Genomic DNA, 19,376 nt, shown 5'->3' on the forward strand with positions numbered 1-19,376 from the left:
AGGGGCCCGCCACGCTCACCGAGATGACGGGCCAGGAGGTGGAGGCGGCGGTTGCGCGCACGCGGCTCATCCTCCTGCCCGTCGGGGCCACCGAGGCGCACGGGCCGCATCTTCCGCTCGGCACCGACACGATGGAGGCGCGCGAGATCTGCCGCCGCGTCGCGCTTCGGCTTGCCGCCCAAGGCCGCGAGGTGGTGATCGGCCCCGTGATCCCCTCGGCACCTCGAGCTTCCACCTGGGCTTTCCCGGCACCGTCTCGATCTCGTCACGGACGCTGATCGCGCTCCTCGCCGAGATCGCCGCCTCGCTGCACCGGACGGGATTCCGAGACTTCGTGCTCGTGCACGGGCATGACGGCAACCTGCCCTCGATGATGGTCGCGGCACAGGAGATCGTCGACACCCTGCCCGAGACGCGCGCTGTGGTGCTCAACTGGCTCGCACCCCTCTCGCGCGTCTACCACACGATCCAGCGCTCGACGAAGGGCGAGGGCCATGGCGGCGAGGGCGAGACCTCGCGCCTGCTCGTGACGCACCCGGAACTGGTGCACCCCGAGCGGGGCCCCGTGCACCACCTCCCGCCCGAGGTGATTCGAAAGATCTAAGGCCCCGAGCACGTCAAGACGGGCGGCGGCATCTTCTACGCGACCCGGAGCTACCGCGACCACACGCCTTGGGGCCATATTGGCGACCCGGGCCTCGCTCTGGCCGAGACCGGCGAGCGCGGCTACGCGGTGATCGTCGACTGGATCGCCTCCGTGATCGCGCGCGACTTCTTCGCCGCCTGACGGGCGCGCCACCGCAGGGGAGAGCCACGCATGCCGAAGACGCCCGTCTCGTCCGACCGCGCCTGAAAGGCCTCGATGCCCTTCCCCCGGGCGGTGCGTTGCGCCGACACGCCTACATCTGTTCCGTCGGCTACCGGCCGGACGGCACGCTCGAGGGCCCCGACATCACGAGCCAGACGATGCGCACGCTCGAGAACATCAAGGCTCTGGTCGAGGCCGCCGGCGGCACGCTGAAGGACGTCGCCAAGGTGACGCTCTGCATCACCGACCGTGCCGACTTCGCGGCGATGAACGCGGTGTTCTGGCGGTACTTCCCCGAGGACCCGCCGCACCGAGCGACCGTGATCGTCGGCCTCGCGACCGAGGGGCTGAAGGTGGAGATCGACGCGGTGGCGTATCTCGGCCGCTAGCCCATAGCGCGCGGCAGGAAGAGCACGATCCCCGGGAAGGCGATCACAAGCCCGATCATCACCATCAGGGTCAGAACGAAGGGAAGAGCGCCGAGGATCACGTCGTTGAGGCTTCCCTCGCCGCGCAGCCCGTGCACCACGAACAGGTTGATCCCGACAGGCGGCGTGATCATCGCCGTCTCGACGAGCAGGATCACGAGGATGCCGAACCACACCGGGTCGTAACCGAGCGAGACCGCGACGGGGGTGAAGATCGGCACCGTCGCGACCATCATCGACAGCGTCTCCATGAAGCAGCCGAGCAGGATGTAGAAGCCGACGATCACGAGGATGGTCAGCGTCGGCCCGAGTGCGAGATCGTTCATGAAGGCGCCGACGCGTCGGGTCAGCCCCACCGTGCCCATCACGAAATTGAGAAAATAGGCGCCGACGAGGATCAGCATCGTCATCCCCGTCGTGCGCATCGTTCCCTCGACCACCTCGCGCAGAACCGAGGGCGTGAGCCTCCGGTTCAGGGCGGCGAGGAGGAGCGCTCCGAGCACGCCGAGCGCCGCGGCTTCCGTCGGCGTCGCCCAGCCGGCGTAGATCGACCCGACCACGAGCAGGAAGATCGACAACGGCGGCAGGAGATCGGGCAGGATCGCGAAACGTTCTTTCCAGGCAACGCTGAGCCGGCGCCCGGCCCAAGCGGGGCGCAGAGCGCAGGCGGCAAGAACGGTGAGGCTGAACAGCAAAGCGAGCAGGAAGCCCGGGATGAACCCCGCAAGATAGAGCTTCGGGATCGAGGTGTTGGTCAGCGCCCCGTAGATGATCAGGTTGATCGAGGGGGGAATGAGGATGCCGAGGGTTCCGGAGGAGGCGATCGTGCCGAGGAACAGCCGCTCGTTGTAGCCGAAACGCCTGATCTCGCCGATCGCGGTGGTGCCGACGGTCGCCGCCGTCGCCACCGACGAGCCGCAGGTGGCGGCGAACAGCGCGCAGGTGCCGATATTAGCGTGCATCAGCCCGCCAGGCAGCCAGGAGAGCCATTTCGCCATCGCACCATACATCCGGGCCGCCATCCCCGACCGAAGCAGGAGCTCGCCGAGCAGGATGAAGAACGGCACCGCGACCAGAACGCCGTCGTTGCCGGCGTTCCATGCCATCTGCCCGATGCCGCGCCAGACCGGCATGAAGGCATACGTGTCCGAGAGATAGAGGCCGACGAGCCCCATCGCCGCGGCGACCGGAACCGAGAGGGCGAGCAGGAGAAACAGGCCGCCGAAGGTCGCCCCGATCATCGCGTCCGCCCGCCCTCCGCCGAAGCCATCCCGGCCGCCTCAGCGCCGCGCAGCGTCGCGCTCGAGGATCGCCTTCGCCTCGGCGATCTCCTCCTCCACCTCCTGCTTGGCGGTGCGCGAGCCGATCAGCCGCGCCGAGGTGGTGAGATCGCCCGCAAGCACGGCGATGAGTGCGCGCAGCCACAGGAGCGCGGCGAGCGAGACGAACACGATGAGCCCCGCCACCCAGAGCGACTGCGGGATGGCAAGCGGCGTCTGCAGCGGCGTCATCGACCGCGCCCCGAGCGAGACGGTCCGCATCAGATAGGCCCAGGCGAACCAGGCGAGGAAGCCGAAGAAGAAGGTCGTGAGGGCGAGCGCGACCAGATCAAGGAGCGCCTGCAGCCGCTTCGGCAGGAGCGCGTAGAGCGTGTCGATGCGGATATGCGCGCGGGACAAGAGGGCGAAACCGAACGCCCAGGCCGAGGCGATCGCGAGCACGTAGCCCGCGAGCTCGTCCGCCCCGCCGATCGAGATCCCGGCAAGTTTCCGCAGCAGAACTTCGGCCCCGATCATGAAGGCGGCGGCGAACAGAAGCGCCCCGCCGAACCAGGCGCCGCCGCGCGCAAGCGCACCGAGGACACCGATCAGCCGATCGAGCAGCGCGGCCATGCGGCGCGTCGGGGCAGGCGGTTCCCTGCCCCGCAGGATCCCTCAGTTGACGGGAGCGCGGAGGCCGAGCGCCGCGCCGACGGTGGCGTTCCATTCCTCGACGCAAGCCCGCCCGCAGCGACGCGCCCAGTTCGGCAGCACGGTCGCGTTGAGGATGCGCGTACGCTCGGCTTCGTCGGCCGCACTCACCGGAACGAGCGTCATCCGCCCAGGCTGCCCAAGCGTGCAGGGGCCGGTGGTGGCGCAGGCGACCCCTTCGGCGTCGTACTTCGCCTGCGCCTCCCACGCCGATGCCTCGAGCTTGCGATACTGCTCGGCGAGGAAGGCCTGGACCGGCGCCGGCAGGCCCCGCCATGTCGTCTCGTTCGCCGCCCAGAACACCATGCTCCAGCCGACGGTGAGCGGATAGAGATGGCTCGTCACCTCGGGCCACTTCGCGGAGTAGCCGGAGGTCGTTCCGGTGACGGCGCAATCGGCGAGCCCGCGCTGCAACGCCGGAACCACCTCGACGAAGGACATGGTGATGGTCGTGCCGCCGACACCGGCCATGAAATCCGACAGCGTGGCGTTGAACACACGCACGCGCTTGCCCTTGAGGTCGGCAAGGCCAGTGATCGGGATCCGGCACCAGAATACCTGCCGCGGCAGGGGTGCTATGCCGAGCAGGCGCGTGTTGAACTTCTCGAGCGCCACGCGCTGGAGCACCGGCCGGTACGCCTCCGTCGCCTTGCGCACCGCCTCGGTGGTGATCGCAAAGCCCGCGAGGTCGATCCCCTCGAAGCGCGGGTCATCGCCGGCCATGTAGGAGAGGTTCTGCGAGGCGAGCTGCAGCGTGCCGTTCTGCAGAAGCCCGAGCACCTCGGGGCCGCGGATCCCGGCGAGGTCATGCGGCATCGCCTCGATCCTCACCCGCCCGCCCGAGGCGGCAGGAAGATCCTGCTCGAAGAACTTCTTCTCGACATCGAACCAGAGATAGAGGTTCGAGGTGTAGGCGATCGTCCGAAGGTTCGTCTGGGGCAATTGGTGCGCCTCTGCCGGGCCCTGGCCCAGCGAGATGCCCAAGGCGCAGGCGGCAGCCGCCGCCGCCCACCGGGCGAGACGCCCGAGATCCTTCGTGCTCATCATCACTCCCCCGCAGTCATTTTCGAAGCCTCTCCCGGTTCGCGCCCGACCGGACGCACGTCTTATCCTGCGCGAGGCTCTTGGCCGCCCGCAAGACCCGTGCAAGCGTAAAGAGGTCTGTTCCGGCCTGCCTCGACCCGCGCACGCCACGACCAGCCGAGCCATGACCGATCGCCACATCCCCGGGCCCAGCGACCCGATCGCCTTCGAGCTGTTCCGCAACGCCATCGTCGCGCTCGCCGACGAGATGGCGCTCACCATCTACCGCGCGAGGCTACTCCGGTGTGCTCAAGAACATCATGGACTACTCGACCGCCCTCTGCGACGCGCAGGGCCGCCCTCGTCGCGCAAGGGCTGTCGCTGCCTGGGCATCTCTGCCTCGATCCCGGTCGCGCTCCGGGCGGCGCTCGATCATTTTGGATCCGATATTGCGCCGGGGACGTGCCTGATCCTGAACGACCCGTTCTCGGGCGGGATGCACCTGCCCGACATCTTCGTCTTCCGCCCGCTGTTCCACGCGGGCCGCATCGTCGCCATCGCCGCCACCATCTGCCACCATACGGATGTGGGCGGCCGCGTCGCCGGCTCGAACGCCTCCGACAGCACCGAGATCTTCCAGGAGGGGCTGCGGATCCCTCCCCTCAAGCCTGCCACGAACGCGGCGTGCCGAACGCGACCCTGCTCGCCTTGATCGAGAAGAACGTGCGCGTGCCCGACCGGGTGATGGGGGACCTGCGCGCCCCAGCTCGCCGCCTGCGCGATCGCCGAACGCGGCCTCGCGGAGCTCGTCTCCGCCCACGGTGCCGACACCGTGATCGCTCTGATGCAGGCGGTGACCGACCACACGGAAACGTCTGACCCGCGCCTGCGCTCGCCGCTCTGCCTGACGGCGAGGCGAGCTTCGAGGACTGGATCGACGACGACCAGATCGACGCGGGCAGGCCGATCCGCCTCCTCTGCCGTGTGGCCAAGCACGGCGAGCGGATGGTGAGGACTGGACCGGCTCCGCGCCCGCAGGTGAGGGGCGCGATCAACAACACGCTGGCTCCTACACCCCCCCCCCCCCCCCCGGCGGCCTCCTTTCACCGCGGCGAAGTGCCTCCTGCCGCCCTGAGCTTCCGAACAATGACGGCGTGTTCCGCGCCATCGCCGGTGATCGCGCCCCCCGGGCACGATCGCCAACGCCCTTCCGCCTGCGGCCTTGCGCCGCGCGCGGCCTGACCGGCTTCCGAATGGTCGATTGCGCGATGGGGCGCTCGCGATGCTCTACCCGGATCGTGTCTATGCCGCGTCCGAAGCGGCAACACAGGCATCACCATCGGCGGCTGGACCGAGGATCGAAGGCCCTTCATCTACGTCGACTTCCTCTCAGGCGCCTGGGGCGGCCGCCTTGGGCCGATGGCCTCGACGGCAACACCAACATGTTCGCCAACATGGCGAGCCACTCTGCCGAGGTGATCGAGGCCGAGCACCCGCTTGAAGTTCTCTGCAACGAGTTCGTCTGCCCGACACCGGGGGCCCGGGGCGGTTCCGCGGCGGAGTCTCGATCCGGCGCGACTGGCGCTTCCTCGAACACGAGGCGGTGCTCCAGGTGCGGGCTGACCGGCACACCCACCGGCCCTACGGACTTTGGGCGGAGAGCCGGAACGCCCCTCGCGCAACCTCCTCAACCCCGGGACGGATGCGGAACAAGGTCTGCCCGCGAAACTGACGATGACGATCCGCGCGCGGCGACGTGTTCCGCCACGAGCTCGCCGGAGCAGGCGGCTGGGGCGACCCGCTGACGCGCGACCCGGAGGCCGTGCGCGCCGACGTGGCTCAGGGCTTCGTCACCGAGGAGGGGGCGGCGCGCGACTACGGCGTGGTGCTCGTCGCCGGGCGGGTCGATGCGGAGGCGACACGACGCCTGCGCGCCGCGCTTGCCGCCGAGCGCGGCTGGACGGACCCGCCCGCCGTCTCCTGGGCGCCCCTGGCGCGAGGCCTGCCTCGGGGGCGGGGCGATGACCGCCTGGCGCGCGGGATCGACATCGGCGGCACCTTCACCGACATCGTCCTGATGTCGGACGGACGGCGCGGTGCGCACCCGCAAGGTGCCCTCGACGGTCGAGGACTACTCCCGCGGCATCGTCGAAGGACTCGCCGCCCTGCTCTCCGACTCCGGCATCGCGCCCGGGAGATCGGTCTCGGTGCTGCACGCCACCACGATCGGCCTCGAACGCGGTGCTCGAGCGCACCGGTGCGCGCACCGGTCTGATCACCACCGCAGGATTCCCGCGACGTGCTCGAGATCGCGACCTGCGCATGCCGCGGCTCTACGACCTCCGCTGGACCAAGCCGCCGCCGCTCGTTCCGCGCCGGCACAGGATCGGCATCGCCGAGCGCACCCCGCGCCGACGGCACGGTGGCGCTCGCCCCCGACGCGGCGGAGGTGGAGCGCGCCGTCGCCTTCCTGCTCGGCGAGGGGGGTCGAGAGCCTCGCCGTGTGCCCTCCTCAACGCGCATGCGAACGGAGAGAACGAACGCCTCGTGGCCGAGATCGTCTCCCGCGTCGCGCCGCATCTCCCCGTGTCGCTCAGCCACGCCGTCCCTGGCCCGAGATCAAGGAATATCCCCGCACCTCGACCACGGTGATCAACGCCTATCTCTTGCCCGTGGTGCGGGCCTATCTCGACCGGCTGCGCAACGGTCTGGCGTCGCGTGGCGTCGCAGCACCGGTGATGCTGATGCAGTCGAACGGCGGGCTGCTCGCGGCCCAACAGGCGGCGCGCCTGCCGATGACGCTGGTCGAAAGCGGGCCAGCGGCGGGGGTGATCGGCGCGCGCGCGCTGGCCCGACGCCTGTGCCTTGCGCGGATCGTCACCTTCGACATGGGGGGGGACGACCGCGAAGGCCGCGATGGTCGAGGAGGGCGAGGCGGCGCGCGCGGCCGAGTTCCAGGTAGGCGGCGCGTGATCCTGCAGGGCTCGCGCCTGCTCACGGGCGGCGGCTACACGCTCAAGGTTCCGGCGATCGACCTCGCCGAGTGGGCGCGGGTGGCGGCTCGATCGTCTCGCCTCGATCCGGGCGGGGCGCCGAAGGTCGGGCCGCGCAGCGCCGGAGCGACCCCTGGGCCGGTGTGCCTACGGCCAGGAGGAACGGAGCCGACCGTCACCGACTGCGCCCTCACCCTCGGCTGGCTCGACCCCGCAGGCCTTGCGGGCGGCGCGATCCGGCTCGACCCGCGCGGCGGCGGACGCCGCGATCGCGGAGCGGATCGCCCGGCCGCTCGGCCTCTCGCTGGAGGAGGCGGCGCACGGGATGATCCGGATCGCGGTCGCGACCATGATGCGGGCGATCCGTGCGGTCTCGGTCGAGCGCTGGGCGCGATCCGCGACGCTTCGCGCTGTTCGCCTTCGGCGGCAACGGGCCGCTGTTCGGCGCGCTGATGGCGGAGGAACTCGGCATGACCGAGGTCGTCGTCCCGCCCGCTCCTGGCCTCTTCTCCGCCTTCGGTCTGCTCTACGCCGAGGTCGAGCATCATCTCTCGACGACATTCCGCACCCGTCTCGACCGCGCCGACCCTGCCGCCTTCGCCGAAGCGCGTGCGGCGCTCGAGAGGGAGGCCGCCGCCACGGCTCGGCGGCCGACGGCTTCCCGCCCGAGCGCCGATTGCTTCGCGGCGACCGCCGAGCTCCGCTATGTCGGCCAGTCCTCGGAGCTTGCGGTGCCGCTGCCGGACGGCGAGGCGGCGGAGGTGCTTGCGTCCCTGACCGCACGGTTCGCCGCGGCGCATGAGCGCGCCTATGGCTACGCTGCGGGGCCAGGGGAGCCTGTCGAGATCGTCGCGCTTCAGCTCATCGGCCGCGGCGTGCCGGAGCGGCCCCCCCCTGCCTGAGCGTGTCGAGCCAGACCATGCCGAGGTGCAGGAGGGCAGCGGCGCGCCTTTCTTCGGCGCGCATGGCTGGCACGAGGTGCCGGTCGTCTCGCGGCGGGCCGCCTCCGCCGGCACTTCGGGGCCGCTGATCGTCCACCGAATACGACGCGACCCTGCCTCGTGCCGCCCGGGTGGCGCGTGCGCGGCGACGGCTTGGGCAATCTCGTCCTGGCGCGGGGCTGAGCGGCGCACCACATCGGGGGCGTGACCGAGCCAATCGCCCCTCTACGTGCACTGGCCGTTCTGCGCCGCGCGCTGCCCCTATTGCGACTTCAACGCGCATGTGCGTGAAAGGATCGACGAGGCGCGCTGGCGCGACGCCATCCTCCGCCGAGCTCGCCTTCGAGCGCGCGCGGCCTCGGGCCGCGCCCGCTCGCGAGCCTGTTCTTCGGCGGCGGCACGCCGAGCCTGATGTCGCCTGCGAGCGCCGGCCGCGATCATTCGACGCCGCGCGCTCCGCCTCTTCCGCCCGAGGCGGAAGCCTGAGGTCACGCTCGAGGCGAACCCGACCTCGGTCGAGCTCGGCCGGCTCGAGGGGTTCCGTGCGGCAGGCGTGAACCGGATCAGCCTCGGCATTCAGGCGCTTGACGACGACGCGCTCGCCTTCCTCGGCCGCCGCCACTCGGCGGCGCAGGCGCTCGCGGCGCTTGCGATGGCGAAACGGCTGCTTCCCCCGCGCGAGCTTCGACCTGATCTACGCCCGGCCCGGGCAGAGTGTCGCCGCCTGGCGCGAGGAGCTCGCACGCGCGCTTGCGCACGGGCTCGGCCATCTCTCGCTCTACCAGCTCACCATCGAGCCTGGCACGCCCTTCGCCCGCGCCCATGCGCGCGGCGAGCTCGCGCTTCCCGATGACGCGACCCAGGCCGCGCTCTACGAGGCGACGGTGGAGGAGCGGCGCGCGCCGGCCTCCTGCCCTACGAGGTGTCGAACTACGCCCGGCCGGGGGAGGAGAGTTGCCACAACCTCGCCTACTGGACCTATGCCGACCATGCGGGGATCGGGCCCGGCGCACATGGCCGCGTTCCGGCAGCGGACGCGAACACTGCGTGGCGACCGCGAGGATCCGCGCGCCCGAGGCTTGGATGGAGGCGGTGGAGGCGCGAGGGCATGGTCTGCGCGAAGAGGAGCCGCTCGGGCCTGAGGCGCGCGCGCGCGAGATGCTGCTGAATGGGCCTCAGGCTCGCGCGCGGGGTTCATCCCGATCGTTTCCTCGGCGCGAACGGGCCTCGCACTTCTCGAGGCGCTCGAAGCCGCGCGCGCTCGAAGGCCGCGCTTCTGCGGAGGGCTGGCTCGCCTGGGCGCCGGATGGTTCGCTCGCCGCCACTGACACGGGGCGGCTGAGGCTCGACTCGCTCCTGCCCGACCTCGTGCGTTGAGGCCGCGCGGGGCCGGTGCGGCTTGCCTCGGCGAGGGCTGCCGCCGATGCTTGGAATGCTGCCGCCCGGCAGTTCCACAGGCAGGGAGTGCGATGTGATCAGCCCTCCGCGCGCAGACGGGACGCGGCGGCGGCGGCGAGAACAGGCAAGAACCGCATGCGCATCCTCCTGATCAACCCCAAAACCACGGCGGCGGTGACGGACCTCCTTGTCGCGGCGGCCCGGCCCGTCGCCGCGGCCGGAACCGAGCTCGTTGCCGCACACGGCACGGATCGGCTTCCCCTACATCTCCTCGCGCGCCGAGGCCCAGCTCGCCGGCGCGCACCTGCTCGAGATCCTCGCCGAGCGTTCAGGCGAGGCGGATGCCGCGATCGTCGCCGCCTTCGGCGACCCGGGCCTTCAGCCCGCGCGCGAGCTGTTCGACCTCCCGTGATCGGCATGTCGGAGGCGGCCGATGCTGACCGCCTGCCTGCTCGGCGGCCAGTTCGGGATCGTGACGTTCTCGACCTCCCTCGCGCCGTGGTATCCGCGACTGCGTGGCGCTCAACGGACTTCTCTGGCGCTGCTCAGGCATCCGTACGCTCGAGGGGCCGTTCCGCGACATCGCCGCCGTCCAGGAGGAGAAGGAGGAGCTTCTGGTCGCCGCTCGCCGCGCGTGCGGTCGAGGAGGACGGAGCGGAGGTGGTGATCCTCGCCGGCGCGCCGCTTGCCGGCCCCGCCCCGCGCGTGGCCGATCGCGTGGCGGTGCCGCTCGTCGACCCGATCGCGGCGGCGGTGAAGCAGGTCCGAGGCGGTGGTGTCGCTCGCGCCCCGCAAGGCGCGTGCGGGCGGCTTCGCCCGCCCCGCGCCGAAGCCCTCGACGGCCTCGCGCCGGCGCTCGCCGCCCGGATCGCCGGCGAGCGGTGAGGCGGCGCCGCCGCGGGGTGCGGCACACCCGCCCGTGATGGTTTGGCGCCGAATCGTTCCCTGCCCTGGGCGACGGAGCGTGGCTCTCTTCCGGCTGATGATCGGGAACGACCAACCGGTCTCAGCTGCCGGGAACGCGGCGCTTCGATTGCCGCTCACGGCTCCGCTGCCCGCTCTGCGGGCACGTCTCGGAGGAGACGATGCCGACAGATGCGTGCTTTTTCTTCTTCGGACTGCGCGGGCTGCCGCGCGGTGCTCCGCCCACGCCCTGGCGACTGCTGCGTGTTCTGCTCCTTTGGCGACACGCCCTGCCCGCCGGTCCAGCGCGAGCGGCGCAGCTGCGGCGTGGGCGGTCGCGAGGGGTGCAAGGGCCTGAGAGGGGCGCGATCCCCCCCGCCCGCGCGGCCCGCGACACTCCCGCTGACCGAACGGCCTCGCCCGGACGGGGAAGGCGGCGCCGTCAGGCCGCCTTCGCCATGCGCGCAGCACGTAGTGCAGGATCCCGCCGTGGCGGTAGTACTCCACCTCGTCGAGCGTATCGACGCGGCAGAGCACCGGCACCCGATCGACCGCGCCGCCCGGGCGATGGATCACCAGAGTGAGCTCCATCCGGGGCTTGAGCGACGCAAGCCCCTCGATGTCGAGCACCTCCTCGCCAGTGAGCCCGAGCGTCTTGCGGTCCATCCCCTCGCGGAAGGTGAGCGGCAGAACGCCCATGCCGACCAGGTTGGAGCGGTGGATCCGCTCGAAACTCTCGGCGATCACCGCCTTCACACCGAGCAGCATCGTTCCCTTCGCCGCCCAGTCGCGCGAGGAGCCGGTGCCGTACTCCTTGCCGCCGATCACGACCAGCGGCACGCCCTCGGCCTTGTAGCGCATCCGCCGCGTCGTAGATCGACATCACCTCGCCCGAGGGATGGTGCCTGGTGACGCCGCCCTCGATCCCAGGCACCATTTCGTTTCGTATCCGGATGTTGGCGAAGGTGCCGCGCATCATCACCTCGTGGTTGCCGCGGCGCGCGCCGTAGGAGTTGAAGTCGCGCTGCGGGAATCTGCCCGCTCGAGGAGATATTCGCCCGCGGGCGAGCCTTGCGGATCGCCCGGCCGGGGAGATGTGGTCGGTGGTGATGCTGTCGCCGAGAAGGGCGAGGATACGCGCGCCGCAAATGTCGGCAAGCTCGCCCACCGCCATCGTTATGCCCTCGAAATAGGGCGGGTTCTTCACGTAGGTCGAGCCGTCGTTCCAGCGATAGGTCTCGCCGCCATCGGACGGCAATCGCCTGCCACTCCTTCGCGGCCCTTGAACACGTCGCCGTAGCGGCGCTGGAACATCGACCGCGACAGCGTCCCCCCCACCACCTCGGCGATCTCCCGGTTCGAGGGCCAGATGTCGCGCAAGAAGACGGGCGTGCCGTCGCGGCCGGTGCCGAGCGGCTCGGTCGCGAGGTCGAGTGTCATCGTGCCCGCGATCGCGTAGGCGACGACGAGCGGCGGCGAGGCGAGGTAGTTCGCCCGCACATTCGCGTGCACACGGCCCTCGAAATTGCGGTTGCCCGAAAGCCACCGAGGCGACGACGAGCTTGCCGTTCTCGATCGCGTCCACGATCGGGTCGGCGAGCGGGCCCGAGGTTGCCGATGCAGGTGGTGCAGCCATAGCCGACGCAGGTTGAACCCGAGCGCGTCGAGATCTGCCTGCAGCCCCGAGGCCTCGAGATACTCGGTCACAACCTGGCTTCCCGGCGCGAGCGAGGTCTTCACCCAGGGCTTCCACGGAGAGCCCCCTGGCGCGCGCCTTCCGCGCCACCAGCCCTGCCGCGACCATCACGGCAGGGTTCGAGGTGTTGGTGCAGGAGGTGATGGCCGCGATCACGACATCGCCGTGGCCGAGCTCGTAGTTCGCGCCCTCCACCTTCACGCGCCGCCCCGCCTCGGCGGCGGGAACGCCAAGCGAGGCGGTGAGCTCGTGGCGGAACGACCGTGCGGCGTCCTTGAGCAGAACGCGGTCCTGCGGGCGCTCTCGGGGCCGGCTGAGCGAGGGCTCCACCGTTCCCATGTCGAGCTCGAGCACGTCGGTGAAGAGGGGCTCGGGCATGGTCGCGTCACGGAACAGTCCCTGGGCGCGGCAATAGGCCTCGACGAGGGCGATTCGCGCCTCGTCGCGGCCCGTCAGCCTGAGATAGTCGAGGGTCGCGGCATCGACGGGGAAGAAGCCGCAGGTCGGCGCCATACTCCGGCGCCATATGGCGATGGTCGCGCGGTCCGCGACCGCGAGCTGGTCGAGGCCCGGGCCGAAGAACTCGACGAACTTGCCGACCACGCCTTTGCGCCTGAGCATCTGTGTCACGGTCAGGACGAGGTCGGTCGCGGTCGCGCCCTCGGGCAGCCGCCCGGTGAGCCGGAAGCCGATCACCGTCCGGGATCAGCATCGCGATCGGCTGGCCGAGCATCGCCGCCTCCGCCTCGATCCCGCCAACGCCCCACCCCCAGCACGCCCATGCCGTTCACCATCGGTGGTGTGGCTGTCGGTGCCGAAGCAGGTGTCAGGATAGGCGAGCTCGGCGCCGTCCACCGTGTCGGTCCACACCGCCTGGGCGAGGTATTCGAGGTTCACCTGGTGGCAGATCCTCGGTGCCCGGCGGCACGACGCGGAAGCGGTTGAAGCTCGCCTGGCCCCAGCGCAGGGAAGGGCGTAGCGCTCGGCGTTGCGCTCGAACTCGAGCGCGACATTGCGGCGGAAACTCTCGGCGTGGCCGAAATCGTCCACCATCACGGAATGGTCGATGACGAGATCGACCGGCACGAGCGGGTTCACCTTCTGCGGGTCGCCGCCGAGGCGGATCATGCCGTCGCGCATCGCCGCGAGGTCGACCACCGCGGGCACGCCGGTGAAGTCTTGCATCAGGATCCGTGCCGGGCGGAACGGCACCTCCTTGTCCGACCGCGCCGCGCCGAGCCAGTCGGCGATCGCGCGGGCGTCCGCCACCGTATAGGAGCGCCCGTCCTCGAAGCGGAGCACGTTCTCGAGCAGGATCTTCAGAGTCACCGGCAGGCGGGAGAGGTCGGCGCCGAGCGCCTTGCCTGCCTCCGGAATCGAGAAGTAGTCGTAGGTCCTGCCCGCCACGGTGAGGCTCCGGCGGGTTCCGAGGCTGTCCTGCCCGATCATTTTCATGGAGGTCGCTCCGCTTCCGACGCGGCGGAGAGGGCGCACAGGGCCCGGCCGCGTTTGCGAGCCGAGCGCTTACACCATAGGGTGGGCCGCGTCCAACCGCGATGGATCAGCCCCGTGTTGCAGGCAGTGGACCTCGCCGCCGAGCGCGGCGGCAGGACGATCTTCCGGGCCGTGAGCTTCACCCTCGCGCCCGGCATGGCGCTCACCCTCACCGGGCCGAACGGGGCGGGCAAGACCACGCTCCTGCGGCTGCTCGCCGGGCTCGGGCGGGCCTCCTCCGGTCGGCTCCTGTGGGAGGGAGAGGATGCGCTCGCCGATCGCTCCCGCCATGCGCGCCGCCTCTCCCTCGTCGGCCACCAGGACGCGCTCAAGCCCGGCTTCACGGTTGCCGAGACGCTCGCGCACGAGGCGCGGCTTGCGGGGGTGGACCCGGCGCATGCCGAGGCCGCGATGGTGGCGATGGGCCTCTCCCACCTCGCCTCTGCGCCGATCCGAATCCTCTCGGCGGGGCAGAGGCGGCGGGTGGCGCTCGCCCGCCTGCCGCTTGCGCGCCGGAGGCTGTGGCTTCTCGACGAGCCGACGGTCGCGCTCGACCATGCCGGGGTGGCGGCGCTCGGGGCGGTGATGGCAGCGCATCGTGCGTCGGGCGGGATCATCGTCGCCTCCTCGCACCTGCCGCTGCCTCTGCCGAACGCCGCGCAGCTCCGCTTCAACGTGCCGCAGCGCGAGGGGGCGGAAGCGGCGTGAGCCGGGGAGCGTGAACGGGGCGCGATGAGTTTGTCGCAATGAGCGTGTTCTGGGCGATGCTCCGGCGCGACCTCGCGCTCGCGCGACGAAACGCCGGCGATACGCTCGCGGCCGTGGGCTTCTTCCTGGTCGCGGTGGGGCTGTTTCCCTTCGGCGTCGGCCCTGCGCCCGATCTGCTCGCGCGGATCGCGGCCGGCGTGGTGTGGGTCGCCGCCCTGCTCGCGGCGCTGTTGCCGCTCGAGCGCCTGATCGGCGCCGATTACGAGGACGGAACGCTCGACCAGGCTCTGCTTGCGGGGCTCGAGGCGTCGCTTGTGGCGGCGGAGAAGGCGGCGACGCACTGGCTCACCACCTTCGTGCCGCTGCTCCTCGCCTCTCCCCTCGCGGCGCTGATGTTGAACCTGCCGCTTGCAGCGACGGGCGTGCTCCTCGCCGCGCTTGCGCTCGGCTCGCTCGTGCTCTCGCTCCTCGGCACGGCTGGGGCGGCGCTGACGCTGGGGGCGCGTCGCGCCGGCGTGCTTCTGCCGCTGCTCGTCCTGCCGCTCGCGATCCCGCCCCTGATCTTCGGCGTCGCGGCGGTGGATGCCGCCCTCCATGGGCTCGCGGCACGGCCGCATCTGGCGATGCTCGGCGCTCTCGCCGCCGCCGCCGTGCCGCTCTGCCCGCTTGCGGCGGGGGCAGCGCTCCGGGCGGCGACGGAGTGACGCGCCGCCCGCCTGCCGCCCGTTCGCTCACGTCTCCTCGGGCCGTTCCGCTCGGCACTTCATGCGCCTCGCAAGGCGGCCCGCACCGGCTTCGCGGTCGCGACCCGCCGCTCAGCCCCAGCGGATCGGCAGCGTGCGCGCCTGCTGCACCCCCGTGTAGGAGAGCGGCGCGTAGCCTGCCTGGAGGTTCCGGAAGGCGACGTAGCTCTCGGCGATCCGCCGCGTAAGCTCGTCCTGGTCCTCGCGCAGCTCCTTCAGAACCTCGCCCGCGGCATTGCCGAGCGCGACGAGAAGGTCGCGCGGTGCCTCGCGCACCTGCACGCTGTGCTTCTCGACCGCCTCCTTCAGCGCGATCGGATGGCGGTGGTCGTACTCCGTCAGCGCCTCCATGTAGGTGGCCTGGGCAGCGAAGCGGATCGCCGCCTTCAGGTCATCGGGCAGCGCGTCGTACTTCGCCTTGTTGACTCCGATCTCCTCCGACGACGAGGGCTCCTGCACGCCGGGGTAGTAGAAGAACTTCGCCACCTGGTGGAAGCCCAAGGTCATGTCGTTCCACGGCCCGATGAATTCGGCCGCGTCGATCGTGCCCGACTGCAGCGCCTGGAAGATTTGCCCCGCCGGCAGCGTCACGACCGAGGCGCCGGCGCGACGGAACATCTCGCCGCCCAGGCCCGCGGTGCGGTAGCGGAGGCCGCGGAAATCCTCGATCGAGCGGATCTCGCGCCGGAACCAGCCCAAGAACTGCGGCCCAGAATCGCCGCACAGGAACGGCTTGAGCCCGAAGCGCGCATAGGCCTCGTCATAGAGAGCGCCGCCGCCGCCCCAGGTCATCCAGCCGACCAGCTCCTGCGCCGTCATCCCGAACGGGAAGGAGCCGAAGAAGCCGATGCCGCGCAGCTTGCCGAGCCAGTAGGCCGGCACGGCGTGGTAGAGCTCGGCCGTTCCCTGGCTCACCGCGTCGAACACGCCAAGCGGCGGAACGATCTGGCCCGCACCGAACACGCGCACGGTGAGCCGCCCGCCCGAGAGCAGGCCGATCCGCTCGGCGATCTTGTTCGCCGACACACCGGGGCCGGGAAGGTTCATCGGCCAGGCGGTGACCATGCGCCACTCCATCCGGCCCTGGCTGATCGCCGGGGCGGGAAAGGCCGCGGCGCCTGCCGCTGCAGCGGCAGCAACAGCGCCGCGCCGTGAGATGGTTGCCCTCTTCGTCATGTCGTCTCTCCTTCACCTCGGTCGTTTCGCCGACCGGCGTTTCCTCCGCGGGCTCGCTGGTAACACCCTCCGGATCCGGGGGCACATCGCGTCGTCCCCCGGCCTGGCCGGCTCGTGGGCAACGGGATCATCTCCCGCCGTCACCCCGTCCATCGCCCGCCTCCCCTCTGTCGCCTGCCGAGATTAGGCCGTCAGCCGCGGCACGTCACTCCGCCGTTTGCGCGCGCGCAAGCAGCGCCTCGGCGAGCGAGGGGGCTGTGGCGCGGCCGGAAAGAAGCGCGTCCACCGCCTCGGCGATCGGCAGTTCCACGCCGCGGCGTCGGGCGCGGGCGACAAGAGCCGGGGCGGTGGCAACCCCCTCGGTCACGCCCGTGCGGGCGGCGAGCACCTCGGCGAGCGCCTCGCCCCGGCCCAGCGCGATGCCGAGCGTGTGGTTTCGGCTTGCGCCCCCGGTGCAGGTGAGAACAAGGTCGCCGAGGCCCGAGAGGCCGGAGGCCGTCTCCGCCCGCCCGCCTTCGGCGACGACGAGCCGGGCGAGTTCGGCGACCCCGCGCGTGATCAGCGCGGCGCGGGCGTTCTCGCCGAGCCCGAGCCCCTCGACCACCCCGGCCGCGATCGCGATCACGTTCTTCGCCGCCCCGCCAAGCGCGACGCCGACGAGGTCGGGCGAGGGGTAGAGGCGAAAGCGCGGCAGGGCGACGAGCGCGGCGAGATGCGCGCGCACCGCCGCGTCGGGCGCAGCGAGCACGGCGGCGGCGGGAAGCGCCCGCGCGACCTCGTGCGCGAAGTTCGGCCCAGACAGGGCGGCGAGCGGCACCCGAGGCAGGAGCGCGGCGACCGTCTCGTGCGGCAGCCGCAGCGTCGCGGCGTCGATCCCCTTGGCGCAGAGCACCGAAGGCGCCTCGCCCGGCCAGTGCGGCGCGATCGCGGCGATCACCGCCGCAAGCGCCTGCGCCGGAACGGCGACCAGAACGGCCTCGGCCCCCTCGAGCGCACGCGCCGCATCCGCCGTCACGACCACCTCGTCGGGAAGCGTCACATCGGGCAGAAGCCGGGCGTTCTCGCGCGTCACGGCGATCTCCGCGGCCCGCCTCGGGTCGCGCGCCCAGAGCGACACGCTCCGCCCTGCTGCGGCGAGACGGGCGGCAAGCGCCGTGCCCCAGGCGCCGGCGCCGAGCACCGCAAGCCGCGCGCTCACGCCGCCGCCTCGAGATGGACCGAACCGTCCGCCTCGGCGAGACGTTCCTTGAGCGCCGCGACGATCGCCCGCGCCTCCTCCTCGAACCGCCACGGCACATTGATGACGAGAAGGCCCGAGCCGTTCAGGCGCGCCGGGTCAAGCGGCGGGCGGAGATGCAGCGCGACATCGACGCGGCGCGGCAGGCGGGCGTCGCGGACCGAATCGCGCAGCGCCCGGACGGGGGCGAGATGCTTGATCGGATACCAGGCGGCGAGGATCAGGGTCGGCGCCGCCCGGTGCGCCGCGACGAGAGCGCGCGCGAGCCGGTCGATCTCGTCCTCGGCCTCATAGGGCGGGTCAAACAGCACAAGGCCGCGTTTTAGCCCGCCGGGCGGGAGCACGCCCCGGAGCGCGTAGGCATCGCCCTGGCGAAGCGTGATCCGCGGGTCGCGCCCGGCCCAGGCCGAGAGGGCGGCGAACTCCTCCGGGTGTCGCTCGTTCAGGACGAGCCGGTCCCCTTCGCGCAGAAGCGCGCGGATCAGGGCGGGCGAGCCGGGATAGAGACCGAGCCGTTGCACGAGCGACACGTAGCCGCGAAGCGGCGCAGGCGTGTCCTCAAGCAGCTTCAGGATCCCGCCGCGCCACTCGCCGGTGCGCGACGCCTCCGGCCCCGAGAGATCGTAGACGCCGCGCCCGGCGTGGAGGTCGGCCACGCCGAAGGGCGTGTCCTTGCGTCGAAGCGCCTCGAGGAGCGCCACAAGCAGGGCATGCTTGAGGCAGTCGCCATGGTTGCCGGCGTGATAGGCGTGTCGGTAGTTCACGCCGCCTCCCGTGCCGGGCACCCGAGCGGCCAGCGCGGCCGCGGCGCGATCGCCATCCCGTCGGCGCCGAACCCGGCGGCGAGACGCTCGATCGCCGCCCAGGCGACCATCACGGCATTGTCGGTGCAGAGACGCGCCGGCGGGGCGGCAAGCGCGAAGCCCGCCCGCGACGCCGCCTCGGCGAGCGCAGCGCGGACTGCGCCGTTCGCCGCGACACCGCCTGAGACGACGAGCGTCGAGGCGCGGCCGTGGCGCGAGAGGAAGCCCGCCATGGCGCGCGCCGCACGGTCGGCGAGGGTTTCGGCCACGGCCGCCTGGAAGCTCGCCGCGAGGTCTGCCGCCTCGCGCTCGGGCAGCGGCCCGGGCGGATAGTCGTCGACAAGGGTCGCGACCGCCGTTTTCAGGCCGGAGAAGGAGAAGTCGCAGTCGGCCCGCCCGAGCATCGGCCGCGGCAGCGGAAAACGCCCCGGGTCGCCGCGCGCGGCAAGCACCTCGATCGCCGGCCCGCCCGGCCAGCCGAGGCCGAGCAGCTTCGCCACCTTGTCGAACGCCTCTCCCACCGCATCGTCGCGCGTGGTGCCGATCAGGACATGCTCGCCTGGGCCACGCGTCTCGGCGAGCAGGCAATGCCCCCCCGAGACGAGCAGGGTGAGATAGGGGAAGGCGGGGGGAGAGCCGAGCGACGGCAGCCGCGCCGAGAGCGCATGCGCCTCGAGATGGTTGATACCCACGAAGGGAAGGCCGCGGGCAAGAGCGAACCCCTTGGCGTAGCCCGCCCCGACCACGAGCCCGCCGATCAGCCCGGGGCCCACGGTCGCCGCCACCACGGCCGGGGCGGGCTGCCCCTCGAGCACCGCGCGCACCATCCCCGGAAGCCGCGCAAGATGCGCCCGGGCGGCGATCTCCGGCACCACCCCGGCATAGGGGAGGTGCTCTTCGTGTTGGCTCCACAGCGCCTCGGCGAGCACCGTGCCGTCGGGGGCGAGCAGGGCGGCGGCGGTTTCGTCGCAGGAGGTCTCGATGCCGAGGACGGGACCGGGCAACGCCGGACGAACCGGCTCGGCGACGCGCGCGGGGGTTGCCATGGCTGCCCT

General features: G+C 71.6%; 20 protein-coding genes and 8 pseudogenes. 16 read left to right on the top strand and 12 right to left on the bottom strand.

The window, feature by feature from the left end:
- Nucleotides 1–23: 23 nt before the first annotated feature.
- Nucleotides 24–604: pseudogene (locus KO353_RS16395) on the top strand (creatininase family protein).
- Between the two features lie 122 nt (nt 605–726).
- Here the strand turns inward: KO353_RS16395 and KO353_RS07570 are convergent.
- On the bottom strand, nt 727–897 hold the full coding sequence (locus KO353_RS07570; RefSeq protein ID WP_218287089.1) for a hypothetical protein: 171 nt from the start codon (nt 895–897) through the stop codon (nt 727–729).
- Here KO353_RS07570 and KO353_RS07575 point away from each other — a divergent pair.
- Complete coding sequence (locus KO353_RS07575; RefSeq protein WP_218287090.1) at nt 886–1,197, top strand: RidA family protein; 312 nt, start codon at nt 886–888, stop codon at nt 1,195–1,197. The two genes, KO353_RS07570 and KO353_RS07575, sit on opposite strands and share 12 nt — an antisense overlap.
- Here the strand turns inward: KO353_RS07575 and KO353_RS07580 are convergent.
- Genes KO353_RS07580 through KO353_RS07590 form a run of 3 tightly spaced genes read right to left on the bottom strand, consistent with a single transcriptional unit; the run spans nt 1,194 to nt 4,250 of the window.
- Nucleotides 1,194–2,477 carry a TRAP transporter large permease gene (locus tag KO353_RS07580; RefSeq protein WP_218287091.1) on the bottom strand — a complete coding sequence of 428 codons (1,284 nt, stop codon included), beginning with the start codon at nt 2,475–2,477 and terminating at the stop codon, nt 1,194–1,196. The two genes, KO353_RS07575 and KO353_RS07580, sit on opposite strands and share 4 nt — an antisense overlap.
- A 39-nt stretch (nt 2,478–2,516) precedes the next feature.
- Nucleotides 2,517–3,128: a TRAP transporter small permease subunit gene (locus KO353_RS07585; protein WP_218287092.1), complete on the bottom strand. Its 612-nt coding sequence runs from the start codon at nt 3,126–3,128 to the stop codon at nt 2,517–2,519.
- A gap of 42 nt (nt 3,129–3,170) precedes the next feature.
- Nucleotides 3,171–4,250 (bottom strand): TRAP transporter substrate-binding protein, encoded by a 1,080-nt coding sequence (locus KO353_RS07590; RefSeq protein WP_218287093.1) that lies wholly within the window; start codon nt 4,248–4,250, stop codon nt 3,171–3,173.
- Here KO353_RS07590 and KO353_RS07595 point away from each other — a divergent pair.
- From KO353_RS07595 to KO353_RS17140, 12 genes and pseudogenes are all read left to right on the top strand, one after another.
- Nucleotides 4,243–4,941 carry a hydantoinase B/oxoprolinase family protein gene (locus KO353_RS07595; protein WP_218287094.1) on the top strand — a complete coding sequence of 233 codons (699 nt, stop codon included), beginning with the start codon at nt 4,243–4,245 and terminating at the stop codon, nt 4,939–4,941. The genes KO353_RS07590 and KO353_RS07595 overlap by 8 nt on opposite strands.
- Before the next feature lie 810 nt (nt 4,942–5,751).
- Complete coding sequence (locus KO353_RS07600; RefSeq protein ID WP_268906231.1) at nt 5,752–5,961, top strand: hydantoinase B/oxoprolinase family protein; 210 nt, start codon at nt 5,752–5,754, stop codon at nt 5,959–5,961.
- 24 nt (nt 5,962–5,985) lie between these two features.
- Nucleotides 5,986–6,504: a hypothetical protein gene (locus KO353_RS07605; RefSeq protein ID WP_218287095.1), complete on the top strand. Its 519-nt coding sequence runs from the start codon at nt 5,986–5,988 to the stop codon at nt 6,502–6,504.
- Nucleotides 6,471–6,881 (top strand): hydantoinase/oxoprolinase N-terminal domain-containing protein, encoded by a 411-nt coding sequence (locus tag KO353_RS17030; RefSeq protein WP_218287096.1) that lies wholly within the window; start codon nt 6,471–6,473, stop codon nt 6,879–6,881. Before KO353_RS07605 ends, KO353_RS17030 begins: the two co-directional genes overlap by 34 nt.
- Nucleotides 6,848–7,453: pseudogene (locus tag KO353_RS17035) on the top strand (hydantoinase/oxoprolinase family protein); the annotation flags it as partial. The gene KO353_RS17030 and the pseudogene KO353_RS17035, both read left to right, overlap by 34 nt.
- Nucleotides 7,443–7,538 (top strand): annotated as a pseudogene (locus tag KO353_RS17040) (hypothetical protein); the annotation flags it as partial. The pseudogenes KO353_RS17035 and KO353_RS17040, both read left to right, overlap by 11 nt.
- A 49-nt stretch (nt 7,539–7,587) precedes the next feature.
- On the top strand, nt 7,588–8,124 hold the full coding sequence (locus KO353_RS16730) for a hydantoinase/oxoprolinase family protein (RefSeq protein WP_218287098.1): 537 nt from the start codon (nt 7,588–7,590) through the stop codon (nt 8,122–8,124).
- Nucleotides 8,125–8,602: 478 nt separating this feature from the next.
- A pseudogene (locus tag KO353_RS17045) lies at nt 8,603–8,776 on the top strand (radical SAM family heme chaperone HemW); the annotation flags it as partial.
- Nucleotides 8,777–8,810: 34 nt separating this feature from the next.
- Nucleotides 8,811–9,305, top strand: a complete 495-nt coding sequence (locus KO353_RS17050) for a hypothetical protein (RefSeq protein ID WP_407928216.1) — start codon at nt 8,811–8,813, stop codon at nt 9,303–9,305.
- A gap of 488 nt (nt 9,306–9,793) precedes the next feature.
- Nucleotides 9,794–9,973, top strand: a complete 180-nt coding sequence (locus KO353_RS07630; RefSeq protein WP_218287099.1) for an aspartate/glutamate racemase family protein — start codon at nt 9,794–9,796, stop codon at nt 9,971–9,973.
- Nucleotides 9,974–9,978: 5 nt separating this feature from the next.
- On the top strand, nt 9,979–10,446 hold the full coding sequence (locus KO353_RS17055; RefSeq protein WP_407928223.1) for an aspartate/glutamate racemase family protein: 468 nt from the start codon (nt 9,979–9,981) through the stop codon (nt 10,444–10,446).
- A 210-nt stretch (nt 10,447–10,656) separates the two neighbouring features.
- Nucleotides 10,657–10,728: pseudogene (locus tag KO353_RS17140) on the top strand (hypothetical protein); the annotation flags it as partial.
- 465 nt (nt 10,729–11,193) lie between these two features.
- Here the strand turns inward: KO353_RS17140 and KO353_RS16870 are convergent.
- The 4 genes and pseudogenes from KO353_RS16870 to KO353_RS16420 form a co-directional block, all read right to left on the bottom strand.
- Nucleotides 11,194–11,325 (bottom strand): annotated as a pseudogene (locus tag KO353_RS16870) (hypothetical protein); the annotation flags it as partial.
- A 49-nt stretch (nt 11,326–11,374) separates the two neighbouring features.
- A pseudogene (locus tag KO353_RS16875) lies at nt 11,375–11,638 on the bottom strand (hypothetical protein); the annotation flags it as partial.
- Nucleotides 11,639–11,667: 29 nt separating this feature from the next.
- On the bottom strand, nt 11,668–12,204 hold the full coding sequence (locus KO353_RS16415; protein ID WP_235692065.1) for an aconitase family protein: 537 nt from the start codon (nt 12,202–12,204) through the stop codon (nt 11,668–11,670).
- 64 nt (nt 12,205–12,268) lie between these two features.
- A pseudogene (locus tag KO353_RS16420) lies at nt 12,269–13,615 on the bottom strand (aconitase family protein); the annotation flags it as partial.
- Nucleotides 13,616–13,729: 114 nt separating this feature from the next.
- Between KO353_RS16420 and ccmA the strand changes: the two are divergent.
- A complete protein-coding gene (ccmA, locus tag KO353_RS07640; protein ID WP_218287100.1) occupies nt 13,730–14,362 on the top strand; it encodes a heme ABC exporter ATP-binding protein CcmA in 633 nt (210 codons plus the stop codon).
- A 38-nt stretch (nt 14,363–14,400) separates the two neighbouring features.
- Entirely contained in the window at nt 14,401–15,066 is a 666-nt protein-coding gene (gene ccmB / locus KO353_RS07645; RefSeq protein WP_218287101.1) for a heme exporter protein CcmB, read from the top strand.
- Nucleotides 15,067–15,177: 111 nt separating this feature from the next.
- Here the strand turns inward: ccmB and KO353_RS07650 are convergent, their stop codons facing one another.
- The 4 genes from KO353_RS07650 to tsaD all read right to left on the bottom strand — a co-directional run bounded on the left by KO353_RS07650 (nt 15,178) and on the right by tsaD (nt 19,367).
- Entirely contained in the window at nt 15,178–16,281 is a 1,104-nt protein-coding gene (locus tag KO353_RS07650; protein ID WP_218287102.1) for a TRAP transporter substrate-binding protein, read from the bottom strand.
- A 205-nt stretch (nt 16,282–16,486) separates the two neighbouring features.
- Nucleotides 16,487–17,479: an NAD(P)H-dependent glycerol-3-phosphate dehydrogenase gene (locus KO353_RS07655; protein WP_218287103.1), complete on the bottom strand. Its 993-nt coding sequence runs from the start codon at nt 17,477–17,479 to the stop codon at nt 16,487–16,489.
- A complete protein-coding gene (locus KO353_RS07660) occupies nt 17,476–18,282 on the bottom strand; it encodes a 23S rRNA (adenine(2030)-N(6))-methyltransferase RlmJ (RefSeq protein WP_218287104.1) in 807 nt (268 codons plus the stop codon). Before KO353_RS07660 ends, KO353_RS07655 begins: the two co-directional genes overlap by 4 nt.
- On the bottom strand, nt 18,279–19,367 hold the full coding sequence (gene tsaD / locus KO353_RS07665) for a tRNA (adenosine(37)-N6)-threonylcarbamoyltransferase complex transferase subunit TsaD (RefSeq protein WP_218287105.1): 1,089 nt from the start codon (nt 19,365–19,367) through the stop codon (nt 18,279–18,281). The genes KO353_RS07660 and tsaD overlap by 4 nt, the downstream gene beginning before the upstream one ends.
- Nucleotides 19,368–19,376 lie beyond the last annotated feature (9 nt).

It is taken from the genome of Elioraea tepida (genome assembly GCF_019203965.1).
Lineage (GTDB): Bacteria > Pseudomonadota > Alphaproteobacteria > Acetobacterales > Acetobacteraceae > Elioraea_A > Elioraea_A tepida.